The 23268-nt window shown below is 40.0% G+C and carries 23 protein-coding genes; 11 read left to right on the forward strand and 12 right to left on the reverse strand.

Annotated features, from left to right (window positions below; all coding sequences use genetic code 11):
- Nucleotides 1-228: 228 nt before the first annotated feature.
- A complete protein-coding gene (locus tag H5200_RS18520; RefSeq protein ID WP_259398872.1) occupies nucleotides 229-570 on the reverse strand; it encodes a hypothetical protein in 342 nt (113 codons plus the stop codon).
- A 586-nt stretch (nucleotides 571-1156) separates the two neighbouring features.
- On the opposite strand from H5200_RS18520, the gene H5200_RS18525 reads away from it, so the two are divergent.
- The 8 genes from H5200_RS18525 to H5200_RS18560 all read left to right on the forward strand — a co-directional run bounded on the left by H5200_RS18525 (nucleotide 1157) and on the right by H5200_RS18560 (nucleotide 7235).
- On the forward strand, nucleotides 1157-2089 hold the full coding sequence (locus H5200_RS18525) for a CHAD domain-containing protein (protein WP_145242697.1): 933 nt from the start codon (nucleotides 1157-1159) through the stop codon (nucleotides 2087-2089).
- A 38-nt stretch (nucleotides 2090-2127) separates the two neighbouring features.
- Nucleotides 2128-3027, forward strand: a complete 900-nt coding sequence (locus H5200_RS18530) for a DUF350 domain-containing protein (RefSeq protein WP_182719302.1) — start codon at nucleotides 2128-2130, stop codon at nucleotides 3025-3027.
- Between the two features lie 3 nt (nucleotides 3028-3030).
- A complete protein-coding gene (locus H5200_RS18535; RefSeq protein WP_182719303.1) occupies nucleotides 3031-4752 on the forward strand; it encodes a polyamine aminopropyltransferase in 1722 nt (573 codons plus the stop codon).
- 79 nt (nucleotides 4753-4831) lie between these two features.
- On the forward strand, nucleotides 4832-5245 hold the full coding sequence (locus H5200_RS18540) for a YjfI family protein (protein WP_145242701.1): 414 nt from the start codon (nucleotides 4832-4834) through the stop codon (nucleotides 5243-5245).
- A gap of 30 nt (nucleotides 5246-5275) precedes the next feature.
- Complete coding sequence (locus H5200_RS18545; RefSeq protein WP_145242702.1) at nucleotides 5276-5968, forward strand: PspA/IM30 family protein; 693 nt, start codon at nucleotides 5276-5278, stop codon at nucleotides 5966-5968.
- Nucleotides 5969-6033: 65 nt separating this feature from the next.
- Nucleotides 6034-6672, forward strand: coding sequence for a hypothetical protein (locus H5200_RS18550; protein WP_149983355.1), 639 nt, complete (start codon nucleotides 6034-6036; stop codon nucleotides 6670-6672).
- Nucleotides 6669-6986, forward strand: coding sequence for a hypothetical protein (locus H5200_RS18555; protein ID WP_145242704.1), 318 nt, complete (start codon nucleotides 6669-6671; stop codon nucleotides 6984-6986). Before H5200_RS18550 ends, H5200_RS18555 begins: the two co-directional genes overlap by 4 nt.
- Before the next feature lie 63 nt (nucleotides 6987-7049).
- On the forward strand, nucleotides 7050-7235 hold the full coding sequence (locus H5200_RS18560) for a hypothetical protein (RefSeq protein WP_145242705.1): 186 nt from the start codon (nucleotides 7050-7052) through the stop codon (nucleotides 7233-7235).
- A gap of 19 nt (nucleotides 7236-7254) precedes the next feature.
- Here H5200_RS18560 and H5200_RS18565 read toward each other — a convergent pair whose 3' ends face one another.
- The 5 genes from H5200_RS18565 to H5200_RS18585 all read right to left on the reverse strand — a co-directional run bounded on the left by H5200_RS18565 (nucleotide 7255) and on the right by H5200_RS18585 (nucleotide 10287).
- Nucleotides 7255-7653, reverse strand: a complete 399-nt coding sequence (locus H5200_RS18565; protein WP_182762164.1) for a hypothetical protein — start codon at nucleotides 7651-7653, stop codon at nucleotides 7255-7257.
- 11 nt (nucleotides 7654-7664) lie between these two features.
- Nucleotides 7665-8141 carry a hypothetical protein gene (locus H5200_RS18570; RefSeq protein WP_145242708.1) on the reverse strand — a complete coding sequence of 159 codons (477 nt, stop codon included), beginning with the start codon at nucleotides 8139-8141 and terminating at the stop codon, nucleotides 7665-7667.
- Nucleotides 8142-8258: 117 nt separating this feature from the next.
- Nucleotides 8259-9635 carry a lyase family protein gene (locus H5200_RS18575; protein WP_182719307.1) on the reverse strand — a complete coding sequence of 459 codons (1377 nt, stop codon included), beginning with the start codon at nucleotides 9633-9635 and terminating at the stop codon, nucleotides 8259-8261.
- 8 nt (nucleotides 9636-9643) lie between these two features.
- Complete coding sequence (locus H5200_RS18580) at nucleotides 9644-10009, reverse strand: hypothetical protein (protein ID WP_257325145.1); 366 nt, start codon at nucleotides 10007-10009, stop codon at nucleotides 9644-9646.
- Between the two features lie 98 nt (nucleotides 10010-10107).
- Nucleotides 10108-10287 carry a hypothetical protein gene (locus tag H5200_RS18585; protein WP_145242712.1) on the reverse strand — a complete coding sequence of 60 codons (180 nt, stop codon included), beginning with the start codon at nucleotides 10285-10287 and terminating at the stop codon, nucleotides 10108-10110.
- Nucleotides 10288-10485: 198 nt separating this feature from the next.
- Here H5200_RS18585 and H5200_RS18590 point away from each other — a divergent pair, with 198 nt between their 5' ends.
- Nucleotides 10486-11076 carry a DUF938 domain-containing protein gene (locus tag H5200_RS18590; protein ID WP_182762166.1) on the forward strand — a complete coding sequence of 197 codons (591 nt, stop codon included), beginning with the start codon at nucleotides 10486-10488 and terminating at the stop codon, nucleotides 11074-11076.
- Here the strand turns inward: H5200_RS18590 and H5200_RS18595 are convergent.
- The 4 genes from H5200_RS18595 to H5200_RS18610 form a co-directional block, all read right to left on the reverse strand.
- A complete protein-coding gene (locus H5200_RS18595) occupies nucleotides 11073-12215 on the reverse strand; it encodes a GNAT family N-acetyltransferase (protein WP_182762168.1) in 1143 nt (380 codons plus the stop codon). The genes H5200_RS18590 and H5200_RS18595 overlap by 4 nt on opposite strands.
- Nucleotides 12215-13579: a carboxylesterase gene (locus tag H5200_RS18600; RefSeq protein WP_182762170.1), complete on the reverse strand. Its 1365-nt coding sequence runs from the start codon at nucleotides 13577-13579 to the stop codon at nucleotides 12215-12217. Before H5200_RS18600 ends, H5200_RS18595 begins: the two co-directional genes overlap by 1 nt.
- Nucleotides 13569-16295 carry a CHASE domain-containing protein gene (locus H5200_RS18605; protein WP_182762172.1) on the reverse strand — a complete coding sequence of 909 codons (2727 nt, stop codon included), beginning with the start codon at nucleotides 16293-16295 and terminating at the stop codon, nucleotides 13569-13571. Before H5200_RS18605 ends, H5200_RS18600 begins: the two co-directional genes overlap by 11 nt.
- A gap of 73 nt (nucleotides 16296-16368) precedes the next feature.
- Nucleotides 16369-16848, reverse strand: a complete 480-nt coding sequence (locus tag H5200_RS18610) for an Lrp/AsnC family transcriptional regulator (protein WP_259399238.1) — start codon at nucleotides 16846-16848, stop codon at nucleotides 16369-16371.
- 122 nt (nucleotides 16849-16970) lie between these two features.
- Between H5200_RS18610 and H5200_RS18615 the strand changes: the two genes are divergently transcribed.
- Together H5200_RS18615 and H5200_RS18620 are read left to right on the forward strand one after the other, a co-directional pair.
- Entirely contained in the window at nucleotides 16971-18143 is a 1173-nt protein-coding gene (locus H5200_RS18615) for a monodechloroaminopyrrolnitrin synthase PrnB family protein (protein WP_149983347.1), read from the forward strand.
- A 1-nt stretch (nucleotide 18144) separates the two neighbouring features.
- Nucleotides 18145-19260 (forward strand): aminotransferase class V-fold PLP-dependent enzyme, encoded by a 1116-nt coding sequence (locus H5200_RS18620; protein ID WP_182719313.1) that lies wholly within the window; start codon nucleotides 18145-18147, stop codon nucleotides 19258-19260.
- A gap of 2 nt (nucleotides 19261-19262) precedes the next feature.
- Here the strand turns inward: H5200_RS18620 and H5200_RS18625 are convergent, their stop codons facing one another.
- Nucleotides 19263-19748, reverse strand: coding sequence for a DUF4124 domain-containing protein (locus H5200_RS18625; protein ID WP_310736441.1), 486 nt, complete (start codon nucleotides 19746-19748; stop codon nucleotides 19263-19265).
- Between the two features lie 108 nt (nucleotides 19749-19856).
- Nucleotides 19857-23129 (reverse strand): methyl-accepting chemotaxis protein, encoded by a 3273-nt coding sequence (locus H5200_RS18630; RefSeq protein ID WP_182762175.1) that lies wholly within the window; start codon nucleotides 23127-23129, stop codon nucleotides 19857-19859.
- Between the last annotated feature and the right edge of the window lie 139 nt (nucleotides 23130-23268).

The raw sequence follows: 23268 nt of genomic DNA on the forward strand, positions 1-23268 counted from the left end.
TCGATAATGTTGCGCCACTGCTCAAGGCTACGCATTTTTCTCATGGCTATCTCCTAATTGAAATTAAGAAATAGTTTAATCGGTTTGACGAGTTACTGGCAGGTGCATTTTGCTAGACGCTTACGGTATATCCATACTATTGACCCTCTAAACGAAAATAGACTCCTTTGATTAAATTTGGAGTCTAAGGTGTTAATTAGTTAGTTGTGTAGTTAAAAGTTATACTTTCTATTCTATTCTATTTGGTGTTGAATAATGGAAAGTACCAGTTGCTTCAACTCTATGAACAATTGATACTTGAATACCTGGTTTGAAGCTCTCACCATTAAATACTGTTACCTCTCCAGTAGAGTTTGGCACAATTGGTTCGCACTTAACGGGATTGTTGTTATATGCTCGATAAAAGCACAATTCAACAATCTCGCCAAAAGAATCTGGGTAATTTGCAGATGTGTAATTAATCCCAGTAATTTTATCTGTTTTACTCTCAAGTGGAATATCTCTTAAATCGCCATGTAATATAGAAAATAGAGATGATGACAGACCACCGGCAGAGCTTAATACTAGCATCCTGCTTGGTTGCTTCTCTTTAGTTATACTGAAATCAGCGGCGAATGCTTGAGTGCTTTAAACTAGTGAAGACATTAGAAAAGCGGTAATAGACATTTTCTTCATTAAAAATTCCTTATTATATAATTGGAGAATTTTTCATTCTCTGCTTTGTACCTTTTTTACATTATTTTAATGAGGCAACATTGTCAATGTAATAAGAACAAATTATTCAATCTGGTTAGCTAGGCCATACTATGTAATGGATATTTGTACGTTTAAGTATCCATTATTAAATGAGCACTTTTTTAAATTCAAATGAGAGGGCACCCAACTAAATTACAAAAACTATTACTAGGTTTACTCGCTGATCTTATGCTTATAAAGCAGAAGAGCTGAGCGCTTCATGTTTGTGTGGGAGTTTGTCGACTATGAATGGGGATCCCGTGTCGAGACTGTAGCTGTCATCTAGCTAATTAAAAGTTGAGTGCAGTAAAGCGTAGCCTTTGACCTTTAGAAAATATTATCTTGTTGCAATTTCATCCTTGGTTTACTTTCTGAGCTGTGTAAAACTAGCTGGGTTAATTTAGTAAATCAGGTGACATGAATGTCGAATATAAAAGCTTGGAAACTTATCAGTTTATTTTGTTTGGTAAGCTTACTTATGGGCTGTCAATCGAAAGAAGAGCAGTTACAAGAAACAATTAAACAATCTATAGCTAAAGCTGAAGTTGAGTTAGCAGGACTTGGTAGTGCCTTAGATAACGGCTCAATTCGTAATGCCGCTTTATTAAGCGAATATGGCCGTATACTTAGCAATGAAAAGCCAGAGCTAGCTAAAATTGCTGGCGTGCTCGTGCAAGATGCAACTCGAAAAGGCCCGCTTTACTCAGGTTTGCAACAACGCTTAGCTGATATCAAAAGTACTTACCTTATTCCTCCTTACGATGAAACACTGCAAAATATTGATTTGTTGCGAGATGCTGCAAAGCCCGCTTTATTTTCGGATGCTTTGACCGATCCTATTAATATGCTTGCTGATATGTCGGGTGGCTCGCTTGCGCGTGTCGGTGCAATCAGTCAGCAGGCTGAAGGGGTTGGTGAAGGCAACCAGTTAGTCGGCAATCCTAATTATGGTAATTGGCAAACTAACAGTAGCGGTATCAGCTTTTGGCAGTGGTATGGCATGTACCGCATTTTAGGTGATGTATTTGATCGTGTTGAATATGGTAGTTGGAGCAAGCGCCGTAAGTATAGTTATTATAATGATTATGGTCGTGCGCGTTATTCTAGCCCTAAGCAAATTAAAGCACAAACCGCCGTTGAAACACGTACTAAGCAATCGTATCAACGCCAAGGTAAGCAATTCACAAGCCCTTATGCATCTAAAAAAACTGGGGCTTCTGGGTTAAGTCGTAGCAGTTATACACCACCAAAAAGTCGCAGTAGTTACTCCAAAACCAGTAGCTATAGTAAAGACTCGGGATCGGTCAGAAACAGCAATAATAGAACCTCTCGCGGTGTCAGTCGCGGTAAGTAAACGGCTATTTAAAGATTTAGTGTTGGAGTTTAAAGAATATGTACGAATTTAATGGAATAACTATGTGGTCACTACAAGCAATCGCGATTGATTTTGCGATTATTATTGCACTGTTTGTGAGTCTTAAATATATCAAAGGTTGGGTATCTAACTTACATGCCAATGATGAGATCACTGAGCGTGATAATTTTGCGTTTGGTATTAGCTTTGCTGCTGGCTTAGTTGCTTTAGCAATTGTGCTGACGGGTGTAAGCAGTGGTGCATTTGCAGTGAGCTTACAGCAAGAAGCATTGCAAATGGCAGCTTATGGTTTGTTAGCTATTGTGCTAATAAAGCTTGGGCACTTTTTTCAAGATAAAGTGGCACTGCGCAAAGTCAGCTTACATGATGAAATAGTGAAGGGTAATGTAACTGCCGCGGTGATTGATTTTGGCCATGTTGTGAGTGTGGCAATCGTGATTCGCTCAGCGCTATTTTGGGTGGCTACAGAAGGCTGGCATGGTTTACCAATCGTTATAGCAGCGTTTATTATTGGTAGCATTGCGTTATTGCTCGTGAGCCAGTATCGCGTACAACTATTTAAGCGTACTAACCGAAGTGGAGATTGCCTACAACAAGCAATTGTTGACGGTAACTTGGCTGTTGGTATTCGCTATGCTGGCTTTTTAATCGGTAGCGCGCTTGCGCTTACTGCGGCTTCAGGTATCGCGCCTTATGCTGCAGATAGCATTAACACCAGCTTGATTTTCTGGGCGATTAGCGCTTTGATTAGTTTAATTGCATTTATCGTACTGCATTTAATTACGATTAAAATTATCCTTTCAGGTTGCGATATATCAGACGAAGTGAACCGTCAAAAAAATGTGGGTGTAGCAACTATTTCAGCGGCAATCTCGTTTGCTGTGGGTATTACCATGGCAACTCTATTAGGCGCGTAAAACTTGTCACATTCTAAGCAAAGCCCAAGTAAGTACTCCTTACTTGGGCATGATTTTTTATTAATTACTGTTATGGCCATACTCGCTGGGTGTGGCCTTATTTATGAATATCTGCTATCTCATTATGCCGGACGAGTTTTAGGCTCTGTAGAGAGCGCTATTTATGCGATGATAGGCACTATGATCGTAGCAATGGGTATAGGGGCTTTTTTAGCGCGTTGGTTTAAGGATGCCTTTACCGCCTTTGCTTGGCTTGAAAGTCTTATTGCACTTGTTGGTATGGGCTGTATCTTAGCTATAGCCAGCGTTATTGCTGTTAGTTATTCTTTACCGCATATTTTTTCTGACATTTTTAATCTACCAGCTGATGTAATTCTTAACGGCTATATATTTCAAAAACTCCAAGAGTGGTCACGATTCCTTCCTTATGTATTTGGCTTATTGTTAGGTCTATTAATCGGTATGGAAATTCCACTTATCGCTCGCATACGTCAGCATGTTTATGGTCGTTTCTTAGAAAATAATGCTGGCACGATCTACGGTGCCGACTATATAGGTGCAGGTATTGGAGCGGCTATTTGGGTTAGCATTATGTTGGCTATGCCAATCATGCAGGCTGCAGCATGGACTGCGCTATTTAATATTATCGCAGGTTTGGCATTCTTATGGCGTTATCATAGCTATGTCCGTTACGCCAAACTATTACTGGTATGTCATATCGCTTTACTGGTGTTATTTGGTTTTATTTTAATGCTTGGTAGTAGCTGGATGAAAGATTTAAGCAATGTGCTTTATAAGGATAAAGTTATTTATTCTGAAGCGACTAAGTATCAGCATCTGGTGTTAACCGAGCGATTGAGCCGCAATCAACCCGATCCAATTACCGATCTTTACTTAAACGGCCGCTTACAGTTTTCTAGCATTGATGAACAAATTTATCATTCAATGTTAGTGTATCCGCCATTATTAGCCTCGAACCGTCACGATAATGTATTGATTATAGGCGGTGGTGATGGGTTAGCACTAAGAGACGTATTGAAGTGGCCTGTTAAAGAAGTCACCTTAATTGATTTAGATGCCCAGTTACTTAGTTTATTTGGTCATGATGACGATGAATTTAATCCTCCGGCAGCTATTCATGAGCGCTTAACTAAACTTAATAAGCACTCAATGGCTGATCCTCGATCGCATATTAAAGTGGGTGATGCTTTTCTTGAAGTAGAGCGGTTACTTGATGAAGGTAAGCGTTTTGATACCATCATTATTGACTTACCTGATCCGAATCATCCCGATTTAAATAAAATGTACAGTGACTATTTTTATAATCATATCCGTCAATTACTAGCCGCAGATGGTGCAATGGCTGTGCAGTCAACTTCGCCTTATCATGCTAAAAAAGCATTTTTAAGTATTGGTAAAACAGTCAAAGCGGCAGGTTTTAAGCATGTTGAGCAATACCAGCAAAATATTCCATCATTTGGACAATGGGGATGGACGATTGCAACCACCACAGGTCAATCTGCAAGTGCGAGAATTAGCGATATAACAAGCTTACCAGTTGCTTCTAGATGGATCAGTAAAAAATATTTATTGGCAGCATTCGTATTCCCCAATCATTATTTTGAACAAATAAATGATATTGAAGTCAATCAATTAGGCTCAGGTACTTTATATGATTATTATCGTAGTGCATGGCAGATAGAAAGCGAATTGTATAAAAATTAATAAATCATGGTTGACATAATATGTCGACCATGCGAATCTTAACTCAGACATAATATGTCAAATGACAAAAGGCAGAGACATGGAATTAAATGAACTTTCAATAAAACTAGCATCTTTTGAAACTGAAGGCGCTAACTTTGAGTCTTTCTTGATTGCCAATCCAGGCGAACAAGATGTGTTGCAAGTCATAGTAGATGGCAATGATGAGCTTCCTATTTTTGTTACTCAGACACAAGAGCAGCTGTTATGTATTAGCTATTTGTTCGCTGATGAGGAAGTGAAGCCTGAACTACGTGATGAGTTGAATGAAACCTTATTACGTTTGAATGTACCAATCCCGCTGAGTGCATTTGCGAAGATTGATGATAAATATGCGATCTTTGGTGCTTTGTCGGTTAATTCATCGTTTGATGATATTACCCATGAGCTAGTTACTTTAGCTGATAATGCCATCGATGCATTAGAAGCGGTAACCATTTATTTAAACGATTAACAGCTAGCTATTTTAAGTGGAGTTAAGATTATGAGTATTTTAAAAAAGTTATTTACAGCAGTACGTGGCGGCGCGCGTGAAGCGGGCGAAGCAATTGTTGACGCGAATGGGATTCGTATCTTTGAACAAGAAATTGCTGATGCGCAAAACGCGCTGCAGCGTGCTAAAAAAAGCCTAACTGAAGTGATGGCTAAAGAAATGCAAACGAAGCGTAAGATTAGCGCATTAGATGCCTCAATTGCTGAGCACGAAGCGTATGCAGGTCAAGCACTTGAAAAAGGTAATGAACCGTTAGCGCTAGAAATTGCTGAGAAAATTGGCGACTTTGAAGCTGAAAAAGCAGAGCATGATCAAGTGTTAGCTGGTTTTAGCAATCACATTGTAACGTTGAAGCAGCAAGTAAAAGATGCTGAAAAATCGATCAAAGAAAACCAACGTCAGCTTACTATGGTTAAAACCACTGAAAGCGTGCAACAAGCAACAATGGCAGTAAATAGCACACTTAATACTAATAGCTCGTCGATGACGAATGCACGCCAATCACTTGAGCGTATTAAGCAACGTCAACAAGATCGTAGTGACCAGCTTGGTGCTGCTAAAGTACTTGAAGCTGACACTAATGGCGATGATCTTAAAGCTAAAATGGCTGAAGCTGGAATTGGTGATAGCAATCCAAAAAGTGCAGATATCTTAGCGCGTATTAAAGCGAAGCAAAACGGCTAACGCGCAATTACGATTATTAAAAGGTAACTTATTATAAGTTACCTTTTTTGCTTATGAGGCAGTCTATGTTTAACTTCTTTAAGTCTAAAAAAGCCCCTGAACGCCAATTAAATCACCCTAGTGAACTTAAAAAAGGTGATATGTTCACAGTGATTGATTCGTTTGCTTACCCAAGTTGGCTAAAAGGGCAAACATTGCGCGTTACCGATGTGCAAACTTATCAATATCAGCACAGTGCAGATTATGAGCTAGTACTTGAAAGTGATGCTGGCAAGGTGGTTTTTTTGCAAATAGAGCGCAGCGATGGTGAAGAGTGGGCGAATTTTTCAATCAAAATCCAACGTGATGAAGTGGATGAAATCTTCACACTGGATGAGTTTGCGCGCATCTTTGACGAAGACGATTTAACCTACTTAGAAGTGAAAAATACACCAGAGCGTTACATGCAGTTTTTAGCTAAAAGCTATCAACAAAGTGAATCACCATTTGTGTGTTATTTTCATAATAAAGATTATCGTAGCCAGCCATTACCACGCTATGAGCAAGAAGGTGGCGAACCATGCGAAATGATTTGCCTTGAGTCGAGCGATGGGAGCCATGGTTTAAACATTGAGATTTGGGATGGTGGAGAAACTGAAGTATCACTCACTTTAACCCGACCAATCACAGACATTGTTGATCTGTTCCCTGGAGATGCGCAGTGAGTAATGCAAAAGATAAATGGTTACGTCAGGAGCAGGCTGTAAGAGCCACGCAAATGGCGTTTGATCTTAGCAGTGAAGTGCAAAAATCGATAAAAAAGCAAGCCATTGATCAAGAGCTAACGCCATCCGATATGATCCGCAAAATTTTATCACTTGAGGTTAAATCAAAAAAAACGCGTCAACGTTTATCATTTAACCTTAATGATGAAGAAATAGCATTACTTGCTGAACGCTTTGGCGTTGCCCCAGATGATAAGCGGGCAGTAAAACAGCAAGTTGCTGAGTTACTGATTGCTCGAACTAGTAAACGCTAGGTTTTGCCTTCTGATTATTAAGCCCTTACACTTAGGGCTTAAATTATCAAATAATGAGTTGTTGTGAATATTATTTTAATCGCCTATCTACTAATTTTTGCTTTGTTTGGCACGGCAGCGAGTTATTTCTTACGGTTTATTTATGCCTATTGGGTTAAAAAGCAGATGCCGATGCATTTTATTTTTAAAGCAGGGATTTGTATTGTGGCGGTCGTGGTAATTTCCGCGCTGATCCCATTATTGGTATAGCGCGGTTGCAGCAGAGCGACTATTTTAGCTCAAACGACTGGCATTGCTGATCAATACATAATGCTTGCACAGGTAAAACCGGTAAACAATCATTTAAACCATTGGTTTTATTATTGGCAGTTTCTTGCTGAGTAATTTGATCCGCTAACTGTTCTGCATTTTCTTGTTGTGTTTGCAAGGTTGAGTACACTACATAGCGGCTTGGACCACCACAGGCGCGTTGGCCTACTTCAAGCACCTTACATTGAAAACTCGCGGTACAGCTATTATCTTGCACTAACTCAGCCAATGCGCTATTTAATTTAGATACATTTGTATTGCCGTTTGCTGGTGTTGAGTCAGAAGTGCTGACACAACCACTGAGGATCAGCAAACTGGCTGTTGTTACTAAAAATTTAGAATATGATGAACGACTCATATTGGTTTCCCTTAATAAACACTTGTCGCAGAGCTTTCTAGTTTAACACATTTATTTTCAATACACTGAGCCGCAGGGGCAGTCAGGTGCTGACAAATACTGATCATCTTGTTCTGTGCATTAAATTGGCTTTCAAGGCTGGTGATCTGCTGAGTTAACTTTTCAACGGCTTGCTCATTGGCCGTTTTATTAGAGTAAACAATATAGCTACTAGGGCCGCCGCACGCACGGCTACCAACCGGTAATACTTTACATTGAGAGCTGTTATCGCAGTTTAGATCTGCAATTTGTGTCTGTAATTGCTGGTGGACCTTTTTAATGTTATCTCTTGTTGCCGGAACTTCTGTTTGCGGATTTAACTTAGTCGCTTGATTATTTTTAACTAGCGCTGCAGGAGCCGGGCTAAGTTGGTTGTTATTCGGGGTCGCAGCATCAGAACAAGCCGATAAACATAACGGCAGTAGAAGCGCGATAATAAATAAGCGCATGATAAACCTTCATAGTGGTGAACAAGTAACCACCATCATACACTTTGCAGATAACACAGCAATAAAAACTATGGCATTCAAAGGTTAAACCCGACACTAAGGACGGGTTTAATATTTTTATAGTCCGCCTTGGGTTAATTTTGCGGGATTGAGTAAAGCTTCCAGCTCACTACGTGATAGGTCAGTTTCTTGCTCAGCAACATCAAGAATTGGACGGCCATCTTGATATGCTTGTTTGGCAATTTTAGCTGCTTTAGCATAACCAATGACTGGATTAAGCGCGGTCACTAATATGGGGTTTTTGGCGAGTGCTTTGTCGATATTTGTGTGTTTCACTTTAAAGGATCGAATCGCTTTATCTGCTAATGCTTGGCTACTATTTGCCAGTAACTCAATACTTTGCAAAATATTGTAAGCTATTACAGGTAGCATTACATTGAGTTCGAAGTTTCCTGATTGACCTGCAACAGTAATTGTTGCGTCATTACCAATCACTTGTGCACTAACCATGGCTGCCGCTTCAGGGATCACAGGATTTACTTTACCGGGCATAATTGATGAACCGGGTTGTAAAGCTTCTAGTTCGATTTCACCAAGGCCAGCTAGTGGACCTGAATTCATCCAACGTAGGTCGTTTGCTATCTTCATTTGTGCAACCGCGAGTACTTTTAGCTGCCCTGATAAAGCGACAATGGTGTCTTGCGAACCTATGTTATAAAAAAAGTTCTTGCTTGGCACAAAGCGTACGCCGACGTTGGCACTGAGATTTTTACAAAATTGCTCAGCAAACAGGGGATCGGCATTTATACCAGTACCAACGGCTGTGCCTCCTTGCGCTAAAGCAGATACCCCTTCAAGGCTATAGCGGATCCCTGCCATTGCACTATCAACTTGGTGTTGCCAAGACCCTAGAGTTTGCGCAAATGTCACTGGCATAGCATCCATCAAATGAGTTCGACCCGTTTTTACGATTTCACCTATTTCTGACTTTTTGCGCTCCAACGTTTGGGATAGCTGATCCAGCGCCGGAAATAGTTCATACACCACGTTAATTACACTGCTTACAGCAATAGTGGTAGGGATCACGTCGTTAGAGCTTTGCCCCATGTTTACGTCGTCGTTGGGATGGATAACCTCATCACCATAACGACTTGCTAAAGTTGCAATCACCTCATTAGCATTCATATTAGTGCTAGTACCTGACCCTGTTTGAAATATATCAATAGGGAAGTGTTCTAAATGTTCGCCATCAATGATCTCTTGGCATGCGCGCTCGATTAACTGTGCTTTATTTTTACTGAGATGACCTAGCTCGTAGTTGCTTTGCGCTGCGGCCTGTTTGATATAAGCAAGAGCGGTAATAAACTGTTTTGGCATTACTAAATCGCTAATGCGAAAGTTATTTACAGCACGTTGAGTTTGCGCTTGATAAAGTGCATCTGTAGGGACTTGTAATTCGCCCATACTATCTGATTCGGTTCTAAATTCGCTCATGAAAACTCCTAGAAAGGGTTAAATTCGTGACTGAGGATACGGGCTTCACGCTCTAGTATCAGGTATTTCTTGATACTATTATGACTTCTATAAAAGCGCTTTAATGCCAGTAACGGTTTATAAAGTTGCTCTAAACATTGTTTGCGAATTGCACAATGGACTAAAGAGTCGCACATTTTGTTGAGGATTTCATGGAAAGTGCGTCTTAGATAGAGTTCTTGCAGCAATAGACTGTGGTTTTTTTCGTAATGACGTGCAGCACTCAGGCCAGCTTCAATGTAATTTGCCACTAAAGCTGGCGCATGTAGCCCAGGTCGCGGGCAAATACATTTCATTTGCTGTTGATAATAAAGCATAGCGTGATGTTCATGCATAAGAAAAACCGATTAACTGTAATGGTAATTATTATCATTACAGTTAATCGGTTTCGGTGCAAGTCACAAATTGTAAATATTGGCGGAAGGTGAGTTTTTTAATTGTAGCCAAGAATAAATATTTGGTCTGTTTCATGTATTAACGCCTGATTTTGTTGATTTGTTTGCGATAGTAAATCAATTACAGTGGCACGTTCATCACAGCCTATTTTATCTGTTACTGGTTTTTCACTTGCCGCAATTGCAGCGTCTAGGGCGGTATAAGGTGATATATACATAATCTTCTCCGTTTGGTTGATTCAATTAGATAAATGCATAACTCATACCATGCTCAATATTTTTTTTATTACTTTGAATTATATAGTTTTTATATAAAATTAATTATTTAATAGCGACATCTGTTGCAAGATTTGCTTTACTAATGGGCATACTTTACCAATCTTGGTGCATCTGTATTGAGATGCTTGGAAATATATATGACGAAACCTTTCTCGCAAGCGTGTGAAAATAATAAAAATCCAATATTAAGCGTCATCACAGGATATTTAGCACAAGTCGAGAGTGTGTTAGAGGTGGGATCAGGTACGGGGCAACACAGCGTGCACTTCGCTGCTAATTTTCCTCATTTACAATGGCATACCAGTGATCGCTTGGTTAATCATAATGGTATTAAACAGTGGCTTGATGAAGCAAAGCTAGATAACTTGCACGCACCAGTAGAGTTAGATCTAAATCGCCCTTGGCCAATAAATACCGTTGATGCTATTTATACTGCTAATACGTTACACATCGTCAGCAAACCGTTAGTTGAGCAATTTTTTACTGGTGTTAATAAGCATTTAGCGTCAAAAGGTCTCGTGTGTATTTATGGCCCATTTAAATACAACGGCAACTTTACCAGTGAAAGTAATCAGCGTTTTGATGAATTTTTAAATCAGCAAGACTGCCAAAGTGGCATTCGTGATTTCGAATGGGTACAGCAATTAGCTGAGCAAGCAGGGTTAATGCTTGTTGATGATATTGCGATGCCTGCTAATAATCAGTTATTGATTTTTAAACGTCATTAGTTATCAATCTTAAAAGGTAATAATTCAGTGCATTGCTGATGATAGATGCGCATATGCTGACGCTCACGTTGTAAGTAATCTGCTATCGCAGGACTAAAAGTAGCATCCATTACGGCATGTACGGAGTGAGTAAATACCGGTGCAAAACCTCGTGCTATTTTATGCTCGCCCTGCGCACCTGAGTGAAAACACTGAAGCTGATGTTTAATACAATATTCAATACCTTGGTAATAGCAAAGCTCAAAGTGCAGGCAATCAATTTCTGCTATAGCTCCCCAATAGCGCCCGTATAGTGTGTCATTATTTTTAAAGCTCAGTGTTGCAGCGACCACTTCGTGATCATGGATGGCATGCATGATCACCAGTTTATCGGCCATTAAGGCATGTAACAAAATAAAAAAGTCATGATTTAAATAACCCATGTGGCCAGAGCGTTTTAAATAAGTGCGTTGGTAAAATTCGCAAAACTGGCTCATCACAGCTTTAGTTATCTGTTCACCTTGCAGCCATTTAATACTAATATTTTGCTGGGTTATTTTATTACGTTCTTTTTTCAATACTTTACGTTTTCGTGCGGTTAACTGCGCTAAAAAATCGTCAAAAGTAGCGTAGTTTTGATTTTGCCATTGAAACTGCACGCCAATACGATGCATACCTTGATGTGGTGTGAGTTGAGAGACTTGCAGTTGCGAGCAAAAGTTAATGTGCCAGCCAGACCAACCTTGTTGCTCACATTGAGCTGTTAAAGTCTTTGTTATGTACTGATACACTTGTTCTGGGTGTGAGTGTGCAATCGCAAGGCGTTGACCTTCAATAGGGCTAAACGGTGAGCCAGATAACCACTTAGGGTAATATTCTAAACCATGTTGCTGGTAAGCTTCAGCCCATGCCCAGTCAAATACATATTCGCCATAAGAGTGACTTTTTAGATAGCCGGGTGCTAATGCCACCAAAGTATCATTTTGGTAAATGGCTAAATGTTGCGGTTGCCAACCAGACGCGGCTGATACGCATTGGCTTTGTTCTAATGCAAATAAAAATGCATGATCAGTAAATGGATTATCGGCAAAAAACTGCTGCCAAACAGCGGTATCTATTGCACTGATATTGGTTAACCAGCGGTGACTAAATATACTCATTATTGATTACCCTGCGAGCCTTCAACCTGCTTTATAAACTGTTTTATATAGAGTGCTTGTTCAGTAAAGTAAGGGTTGTAAGTCAGACGTTGAAAGGTTGGAAATGCTGCAATATTTTCTGCAGTACGCTCGCCAATATTAGGTTTTTCGGTCGTTTTACATTGCTTATACAAAGTATCATCATCGAGGTAACTGCCGCAATTGCGATAAGCGCCAGCAATACCGTAGTAAGGGTTATCAGGTGAGTTAACTACGGCAATATGAGAAATACCATGAATGTTTTTACAGATTGTATTTTTGCACTGTGGATTTAATACCCTATAGTCTTTTGGAAAACCACTGGTAATGGTTGTTTTATCACCGTAAAAAACCAAGGTATCTAAGCTATTTGCAGGGCGTATCTTTACATCATGTAAGGCGCTTAACAATAGCAGCGATGCACGGGTATCAATGGTGGTATCTATATCACTCATCACTGAAAAAATAGCTAAGTTTGGTAATTGACGCTCGATTAGTTCTGGTAACGCGATGGAGCGCATAGCATCATCGGCTGCGGTTGCTGCATTAAATGGAAACGACTCATATTTAGCAAAATCAATATCGGCGTCTTTATCTATCCAATTCACAAAGGGAATACGGTCAATCCACTTCGCCAGCCAACCATTTTTATTGTGTGGTTCAGTGGCGGGCGAAAATAGCATCAGTGCAGTTATTTTTGGGTCAACGGGCTCGACAGTTAAATAATTAAGTAATAGGGCTGCGCCTGTAGAGTAGCCACCTAAAATCACCTGATCAAAATCTTTTATAGTACGTTTAATTGCATAGTCTACAGCTTGCTGCCATTGTTTGGCATTAATACTGCTTAGTGCATTAGCTGCGGTGCCATGGCCTGGTAACAGCAAAGTACGTACGGTATAGCCTTGTTGAAAGTAAATTTGTGCCAAGTCATGATAGGTAAATGGAGAGTCGGTAAGGCCATGAATTAATAGAACTGCTTTGTGGTTGTTATTTTGGCGTAATTCAAATGGCGCTATAAGATCAACTATATTAGGGGGGCTAGTGCGTTGCTGTTGTTTAACTAAAAGCTGATAGGTATCAGTTAAAATAGGGCAAGGCATTGATGCGCGCGGGTTTGCCGCTAAAATATGTTGGTATGCAAAGCTTAAATAATCACTAAATGCTTGCTCACTATGATAGGAAAAATCCGTATTAGCATTGCTTTTTTCAAACCGTAATAGGCCCTGCTTTTTGCTGTTCATAATATAGTTTAAATCAGTTAACTGAGTAACGCAGTTGGTTTGGCTGATAGCAAGGCTAGAGGTTGTTATTAAAGTGAGAGTTAGTAATATTCCATTAAGGCTCATAAACATCTACATAATTGATTAGGCACTCGGTTAGCTTATCGAGTTCGAGGGGTTTTGCAAGATGCTGATTAAAACCAATTGCTAAGGCATTGGCTTTATCCTCAGGCATTACATCAGCGGTTAAGGCAATGACGGGTAATTGTTCAGTACTTTTAATTTGACGTATCAAGGCGGTGGCTTGGTAACCGTCCATAATGGGCATTTGGCAATCCATTAACACTAAATCGAAGTCATTTATTTTAACTTGCTCTACTGCTAATTCGCCATTTTCAACCAGTGTTGGAGTGATCCCCAAAGAGCTAAGCATTGCTTTTATTACTAATTGATTGACGCTGTTATCTTCTGCAACCAGTATCTTTAGTTTGCTTAAATCAACATGCTGTTGTGTGTGCTTTGCCGTTACTTGTTGCGCAGCACAGGTATTTAACTCGACAGACAGGGTAAATGTGGAGCCTTTACCTGGCTCGCTTTGTACGCTGATATCTCCAGACATTAGCAAACTAAGTTCTTTTGCGATTGTTAAGCCAAGCCCGGTGCCACCAAACTTGCGTGATGTGGAGTTATCAGCTTGGGTGAATGCATCAAATAATTTACTTTGCTCTGATGGCGCAATGCCGATGCCAGAGTCTTTAATAGCCAAAGTAATTTGCCTACGTTTATCGGTGATCTCCTTACAGTATGCGCTGACACTTACTTCACCTTCGCAGGTAAACTTGATGGCGTTACTACACAGGTTTAATAAAATTTGCTCAATTCGCATAACATCACCTTCAAACCAAATATCAGTTGGTAATTGGTTATCAACTTTCCAGTGAATGCCTTTTTGTTCAGCGCTTTGTTCGAACATACTGCTAATCCGGGCAAGAAGAGCATTTAAATCAAAAGGAGCGACTTCCAAGGTGAGCTTTTGTGATTCAATTTTAGAGATATCGAGTACATCATTGATTAAACTTAACAATGATTTAGAAGCTAAATTAATTTTATTTAGATAACCGATGAGAACTTCAGCGCTATCTTCACTTTTAGCTAAGGTTGAAAAACCGATCACCGCATTAAGCGGCGTACGAATTTCATGACTCATATTGGCTAAAAACCGGCTTTTAGCTTGATTCGCTAAATCAGATTGCTTTTTAGCTCTGACAAGCGAGCGAGTACGTTCCGCTACTAAGCGCGATAGAGCAATATGTTGATGATTGAATAACAGTAATACCAGTAAAATAAGTGAGCTTACAATGACCTGTAGAATAATTAAAAAGAGTGTCATGTGATTAGTTTGATGCGGTAGGAACTCATCTTTAATCGTTAAATCAACTAGCCATGTTTGCCCTGCAAAATTAATCGTGATGGTTGTAAGCTTATTGCTTTTGGTCGGCACATTTTCGGCGTTTGAATAAAACGGGTTGGTAGCATTGGCTTCATAAATAGCGATATTAAACATCTTATTTTGTGCTTGGGTAAGCGATTGAGCAAGTATGTTTTCCACTAAAAATACACCTGTTGCGTAGCCTTTAATTGAGGCAACTTCATTATTTTGTTGATACACCGGAGCAAATAATAAATAAGCGGGCTCAGGTTGTTGTGCTTGCACTAATTGAATTATTTTAGTGCCTACAGGGCGATTTTTGATGCGTGGGTCGAGTAAAGTCTCACGGCGATCTTTACGAGAATTGAGGTTAAAACCAATAGCGGATTGATTTTCTGCAAAAGGGGCTATATAGGTAATAATCACTAATGGATCGTCGTTTGATAATGGCGCTCCTTTAATACTCGGATCAAAGTTATATGAATTATAAATTTCATCGAGCTGCTTGTTAAAATCACTGACCTGAGCTGGGGGAATTTTGCGATTCCATGAAAATGCTTTAATAAATGAATGCTCAGCCAGTAATTGGGCACTGTAGCTATCAAACTCTTGCTGACTTAAAGTTGGTGTTGATTGAATTTGGCTCGCAAGGCTTTGTACGGTTATTTGGCTAAGATTTAAATTGCGCAGTAAACTGTTTTCAATGATAGATGTTTCACGCTTGGCAATTTGTATCGCATTTGAATAAGTCTCTTGGTTGTATAGTTTAGTGGTTAAGGCGACAGAGACGAATAATACCGAGCAGACTGCGATGGTTGGCAATGGGGTGACGTAGTGTCGTTTAAATTTAGGCTGTAGTAAGGCCAATAAAAAGGGGGTTGCGATCAGCACACCGAGTGAGTCACCTAACCACCAATAAGTAACATTTTTCCAGTGATTTTCAATGCTGTAGGCGGGATTAAATTGACTTAAAGCATAGACTCCAATATTGGCCGATATGAGGCTGACGACAATACCGACGATAAAAATAAAATAAATAATCGATTGGCGTTGTTTTAAATACAGCGGATGGCCTAGCCAGTACTTTAAAAGAGCAGCGCCAATCATGCCTTGTAGCACGGCGCCTAAGCCGATTAGCAGTACTTGTTCTAGCGTATTGCCAATTAAAACCTGATCAGTGATCGGGTTATCACCGGTACTTAAATTAAAGGCGACAGAGGCAATAAATAATGCCGGCATAAAACGCCACCACCAGATAAAACAGCCAACTAAGGCAATACCAGCAGGGAGCCAAATAGGGATGACTTGTGATTGAAAGGCAAAATTAGTTAATAACTTACCAGTTGCAAAATAAGCAACAGCAAACGATATGTAAAAAACAAAAGAACTGGATGTTGAACGAAAAATCTTCACATGCATCCTTGTTAAATATTATTTTTATAATGATATTTCAGTATAGCGAATCGGCACTAAATAGTATTATTTTTTAAAGTGGTAGCTGCCTTTTGCTAAATGTTTGCTTTAAAACCACTGTAGACTCAATGTTAGCAATACAATCAATACTCCCAAGCTTATATTTAACAAAACTTTCGTAGCTTTCTAAATCGGTAGCAATAATCTTCAATAAGTAATCATAGCTTCCTGATATGACAGAGCACTCCAGTACATGATTCAGTTTTTCCACGTGTTCTTCAAACATATTTGCCGCACTGGCGGAATTCTGGCTCAACCGCACAAACGCATAGACCAGCACTTTTAACCCGAGTGCGCGTGGGTTTAAGGCTGCGTGATAGCCAGTGATCACCTTACTTGCTTCAAGTTTTTTTATACGCCTTAAGCAAGGGGTATCCGATAAGCTTACAGTTGTTGCAAGTTCTGATACAGAGGTACGCGCATTGCTTTGTAACAACGTTAGTAATTGTTGATCTTTTTTATCTAAACTCATAATTACGACAATAAATTGCATTTAATAGTGATTATAGAGTGAATATCACTAATTGCATGGATTTTTATTAGTGGTTTTGCTGATTTGTGCTCTATGTTATCTGTTAACATTAATGCAATAAACTTTGGTGTGGAGTAATATCTGTGAGTAATAATACCCAGGCATTTGATGAGTGGCTCAGAACCCGCTTTGTAGAAATTAATAGTCAACTAGAGGCTATCTATTGGCAACAAGAAGATAAAGCTAACGTAGAATTTGTCGGGGAGCAATTTAAGCATCAGTTAGAGGCTGAGGGTAATGCGCATATTCGTAAGTTACTAGCAGAAGGCAATACTGACGAAGGGTTTGATCGTGCGTTTGATTTACTTGGCAATGTAGGATTATTTATGGCGGCTTGTCGACGCCATGAGATCACTGAACCATCGCGCGAAACAACCTCGCCTTTAGTTGAGGCCTCGGCACTGGCCATGCATATTGGTGCATCAATTGGGGTTACTCCGCGCTTTGCAACGGCTCATTTAACCACCCATAATAAGGCGATTAATGGCCTTTATAAGCGCTTTACGGATCTGCCAGATGAAAAATTATTCATTGATTACAATACCAAAGGGATTTTAGCCTATAAGCGAGCAGCTGATGCATTATTAAAAATTCAGCCATTAGGTATTTCGCATCCGCTATGCGGTGATTTACTTAAAGTTGCCAAGCAGGCGTTAGTCGATGTGATTGAATCGAATACGGCTTTATATAATCAGTTAGACACCGAGCGATTCTTTTTCTGTGTACGTCCTTACTATAAGCCGTATCGGGTTGGCAAAGAGGTTTACCGTGGAGCCAATGCGGGAGATTTTGCCGGAATTAACGTTATAGATATGCTGTTAGGTTTATGCTTTGCCAACGAACCGAGTTATTCACAAATGCTGGTGGATAAATTTTTATATATGATGCCTGAAGATCAGCAAATTCTGCGAGAGTCTATGCGTATGCCAAGCATAATGGATGACTTTTTAGCGGCAGGAGATACCCGCCATAGCTCGTGGTTTAAAACCAATGCCAAGTTGTTTATACAAGTATGTAAGCTGCATGGCGATACTGCAATAGGTCATCATAATCAACTGGTTAGTAAGTTTATAGCTCAGCCAGCTCAACACATGCAACAGCAACATATGAATAAAGTGACTGCCAGCGGTCCGCCATTGCATGTGTTATTGGATTCTCTTGAACAATTAAGAGATCGTCGAGCTGCAGCAAAGCGTGATGATATAAGAACTCGTTATGATGATTTAGCACAATTAAAGCAATGGGTGAGTAATTAATATGTACAAAGATGACTTTAATCTTGCGGCAGGCTGTTACTTGCTAAATCACTCTGTTGGCCGTGCACTGAAAAGCAGCCAAGATGATTTTAACCAGCATTTTTTTGCTCCTTGGCAAGCGAGTAATAAAGAGCCATGGCAACAGTGGCTGCCAGCCATTGAGCGCTTTACTCAGGCGCTCAGTACATTGTTTAATTCACCGAGCAGGCAATTTTGCCCACAAGTAAATTTATCGAGCGCTTTAACAAAGTTAGTTATGTCGCATCCTCGCTTACAGCAAGCTAATTGTAAGGTGTTGATGGCGCAAAGTGACTTTCCTAGCATGGGGTTTGCAATGCAAAAAGCGCTGGCTAGTAGCGCTGAAATAAAGTTTATTCCTGAACACGTAGATTTAACTGATAGCGTGCAATGGCAACAATATATTCAAGCAGATATTGATTTAGTATTTATCAGTCACGCTTATTCAAATACTGGCCAGCAAGCGCCCGTAGCTGAAATTACGCAACTGTGTAAGCACGTAGGCTGTTTGAGTCTTGTTGATGTGGCGCAGTCAGCTGGTGTATTACCTCTAGATTTAAGCCAAGTTGATGCTGATTTTATGATTGGTTCCAGCGTTAAGTGGTTATGCTCAGGTCCAGGTGCGGCGTATTTATGGGTAAGCCAAGCGCAATTAAATGTGTGCGAACCACAAGATGTAGGGTGGTTTTCACATCAAAATCCATTTGAGTTTGATATTCATCACTTTGCTTATCATGATAGCGCATTGCGTTTTTGGGGCGGCACTCCATCGATTGCGCCATTTGTACTCGCAGGGCATAGCATTGGTTACTTTGCTAAATTAGGTGTTGCAACAGTGCGAGCGCACAACTTGGCGCTACTTGAACAATTAAGTGCAGAGTTTAGGCCATATTTGGTGTCACCAACAACGCCAGAAAAATGCAGCGGTACAGCTATTTTAAATTTTGGCGAGCAACAGCCGGCGGTATTAAGCGCACTGTCTCAGGCGAACATAAGTGTCGATGCGCGAGCATATGGGGTGCGAGTTTCACCGCATATTTATAACAACAGTAGTGATATAGCACAGCTAATAAAAGTGGTTAAACAAACCCTAAGCTAAATTTATTGGCTTAGTTGCGTTTTAAACGCTTTTAACGCATCAATTTGTTGCTGATACTGCTTTATTTTCGGCTCAATGCGTTGCTCAGCTTGTGCTGTGCGTTTTGCTATCGCATCAGCAATTGAGTTTGCACCCATTTTATTTGCAGAGTCTTGCGTCATATAGTTTATTTTGGTTTTTTGTTCTGCAAGAGTATCTTGAAGTTGCTTTATTTCTCGTTGATAAACTGCAATTTCACGATCAATTTTTTGCATCGCAACATAACTATCTACAGACGCCATGATATCTTTGCTTTGTTGCGTATTAGTTGCTTGGGTCACATTAGTTGGTGGAATTTTTATTTCTTTAGCATCGTCACCACAAGGTAGTTGACTAAAGGTAGCCACGCCATCAACCGTGCATTGGTAAGCAGCCGTAGCCACAGCTGCTGGTGGTATCAGCATCGCTACGGCACAAACCATTGTTAACTGAAGTTGTCGCAAGTACACTTATGAATCCCTAAATTTGCATTAAAATATCTAGTGCAGCTAGTTTATCAAGTTTGTTAATTTGAATCGCCAATTAATCGTTGCTATTTATTAGTGAATTTATTTTCCTTATAACGGTGCCTTTTGCAGTGAAAAATACCCGAGCAAGTGACGCATAGTGTTAGCTTGATCTGCCATTTGTTTTGCCGCAGCCATGGTTTCTTCAGTCATCGCTGAGTTTTCTTGGATCAAGGTTGTTAGGCGTTGTACCACAATATCTACCTCTTTAATTGCCTGTTGTTGGGTAATCGAAGAGCTATTGATAGACACTATCATATGGTTAACATCAGCCACAGCGCTGACAATTTGCTTTAGTTTCTCACCTGATGAATTAGCAAGGGCGGTACCGTGACTAATTTTTTGGTTGCTGTTGCTTATTATAGTTTTAATTTGTTTCGCCGAGGTTGCGCTACGTCCAGCTAATTCTCTAACCTCATTGGCAACGACCGCAAACCCGCGACCATGCTCGCCAGCTCTGGCAGCTTCTACCGCTGCGTTGAGAGCTAATAAATTGGTTTGAAATGCTATTTCGTCAATAACAGAGACAATTTCATTAATATCCTTACTGGAATTATTGACCTCAACAATGGCATGAACCGTTTGTATGGATAGCTCGCCCCCTTCGGTTGCGCTCATTTGAGCGTTTTCTGCAAGCTTAACCGCTTCGTTAGCTTGCTTAGCAATGGCTGCTATTTCATCTAGCATGTTACTGCTGCTAGCACTGGCTTCTTCTAAATTGGCTGCTTGCTCTTCAGTGCGTTGACTTATTTCGGTGTTACTCTCTGCTATCTCTGCGGCGCTTTGTGATACTCTTAAGGCAGAGTCTTGGATGCTGCTAATAACACTGGTAAGTTTTTCAATCGTTTGATTTACATCTGCTTTTAATGTAGCAAATACACCTTGGTAATCCTGCTGTACTTGTTGATTTAAATTGCCTTGAGCAAGCCCGCTTAATACCTTAGTTACCTCTGCGATTGCATCTGCGGTGATGGTCAAAGAACTGTTCACATCATTTTGCAGCTGCGCTAATTGGCCTTGCATGTTTGTCTCTAGTTGTTGATTAAAATCACCGCTACGCATAGCTGCCATGACGCGCGCGAGTTCAGCAATAACAATACTCAAATTGCTAATAGAGCTATTTACATCATCTTTAAGTACATTGAGTTGGCCATTCATATCGCTATCGATTGTCTGCTCGAAGTTACCTTTACTGATCGCCAGCATAACGTTTGATATTTCACTTACAGCAGTGTCTAAACCCATAATTGAGTTATTAATATTATGCTTTAAAGTTGATAATTGGCCATTGGCACTGCAATTTACTTGTTGTTTAAAGTTGCCAGCATTTACGGCTGCCATAACATCGTTAATATTTTTAATGATTAACGCGAGATTGTCGACGCTCGCGTTGATATCATTTTTAAGTGTGGCTAACTGGCCTTGTAGAGGTTGCTCAAGGTGTTGTGAAAAATCCCCATCGTGAAGTGCGCTCATTACGCGACTGATATCACTTACTGCTCCCGCTAAACTGTGTACTGAATTATTCACACTGTTTTTTAATTGTGCCAAAGAGCCTTGTGCGGCTACCGTAACCTGTTGTTTAAAGTCACCATGTTCGATATGGCTCATTACCCCGACAATTTCAGTAATGGTGCTATTTAGCGATTGCAGAGAGCCATTTATATTTTGTTTTAAGGTGGCCAGCTGTCCCTGCATTGGGGTTGTTATTTGGCTGTTAAAATTTCCTTGGCTCATTTCATCTATAATATGATTTATTTCACTCATTGCTTGCTCTAGCGAGTCTGCGCAATTATTTGTGGCCTGTTTTAAGGAATCTAATTCACCTTTGCAGGGCGCACTAATTCGGTGGTTAAATTCACCTGCGGCCATTTTATTCATAACCGTATTGGTTTGGGAAATAGAGCTTTGCAGCGCATCAAGGAGGCAATTAAAAGCACTTGCCGATGAACCTATTTCATCATTCGAAAGCACTGGCGTTCGTACCGAAAAATCACCTTTTTGTTCAACGTGACGCATTGTGTCGACAAGTAATTGCACAGGGCGGGTGAGCGAACGAGCAAACCAAATAGCGACCAGAGTAATGGCAATGATCGATATTATTAAGGTGCTAATGAGAATCGTCGTTAAATGACTGACTGTGGCAAAAGCTTCTTTTTTATCTATTTCAGCCAGTAATGACCACTGTATACCTAATACGTTAATAGGTTGATAAGACGACAGTACTAAGGAGCCGCTATAATCGGTGATTACTTGCTGACCTTTTTTACCTTGCTGAGTAAGCTCAGTTGCCAGCGTTTTTACTTTACCTATGCTTGGATAGCGAAAAGAATTTACAACTGAGCGGTTTTCGGGGTCGAGAAAGGAATCAGAACGCATTAAAAAATCAGGTCCGACTAAATATGTCTCGCCACTTGTACCTAAGCCAGCCCGCTCAGTCATAATGACATTTAGGGCATCAATGGATAGTTGAAAAATCAAGGTGCTGGTATGTACGCCTTGGTTATAAATTGGGGTGGCGATAAAACTGGCTGGTGCATTATAAGATGGCAAATATTGCTGATAATCGACAAAGGTTATTTCATCTTCATTGATCATTTTTGCTTGTTTAAATGCCAATGCTAGGTTGCTATTAGCATAAGGTCCATCGAGTAAAGAAGTGGCAAAGTCAACTTCTTTGTAAACAGAGTAAACTACTTCAGCGCTGCGATTGTCGATGATAAAGACATCATAAAAATCAAATTTTTGCGCAAAATTTAGTAAAAAGCTATGGTATTTGCTGTGTAGTAAATTGTAGTTATTATCAGCACTTGCTTGTACTAATTTTGCTTTCTCGCCAAGTGGGTATGGGTTATCTGCTAGGTATTGTGATTGCCAATATTTAGCCGTGGGTGAAAGTGTGGCAAGCAGCTCAGAAGTTGGCAATTTGTCTTCGTTTTTAAGCCGGTATTTAGTATTAAAGTCGTTGTGATAGTAATCTGCCAGCTGTTGCTCTGCGGTGCTGTCGAGAGATGTTGTATAGGGCTCTTTAAATGCACGGCTAAGTTCTTCTGCTGCGGTGTGGAGTAAAGGGCTTTGTGCTAAAAATAATAATTGCGCATGTATATCGGCAAAATGCCTTTCAATGGCGCTTTTTTTAATTTCACTAACCGCTTCTAATTGAGCATAAGTTTGTTTATTTAAAGCAGTAGCCGAGTTATACAGTGCAAGACTGATGGCTATCGCCAAGGGAATTAATGCAACGAGCAAAAAGGCAATAACAAGCTTTTTAGTCAAGCCAATATTACGTACAAAATTTCCGAATGAACGGGTTTGGTTAGCCATAACAACATCCTTATCAAAGCAAAGCTGTAAACCTAATATAGGTAATTAAGATTTAGTGTAGAACAGCTTGAATTAAAAGCGAGTCGATGACGAAAAATAGATTTTTTAGTTGCTGTAATGCACTCGCTATACTCTGTTA

The organism is Pseudoalteromonas sp. SG43-7 (assembly GCF_014164295.1).
Lineage (GTDB): Bacteria > Pseudomonadota > Gammaproteobacteria > Enterobacterales > Alteromonadaceae > Pseudoalteromonas > Pseudoalteromonas rhizosphaerae.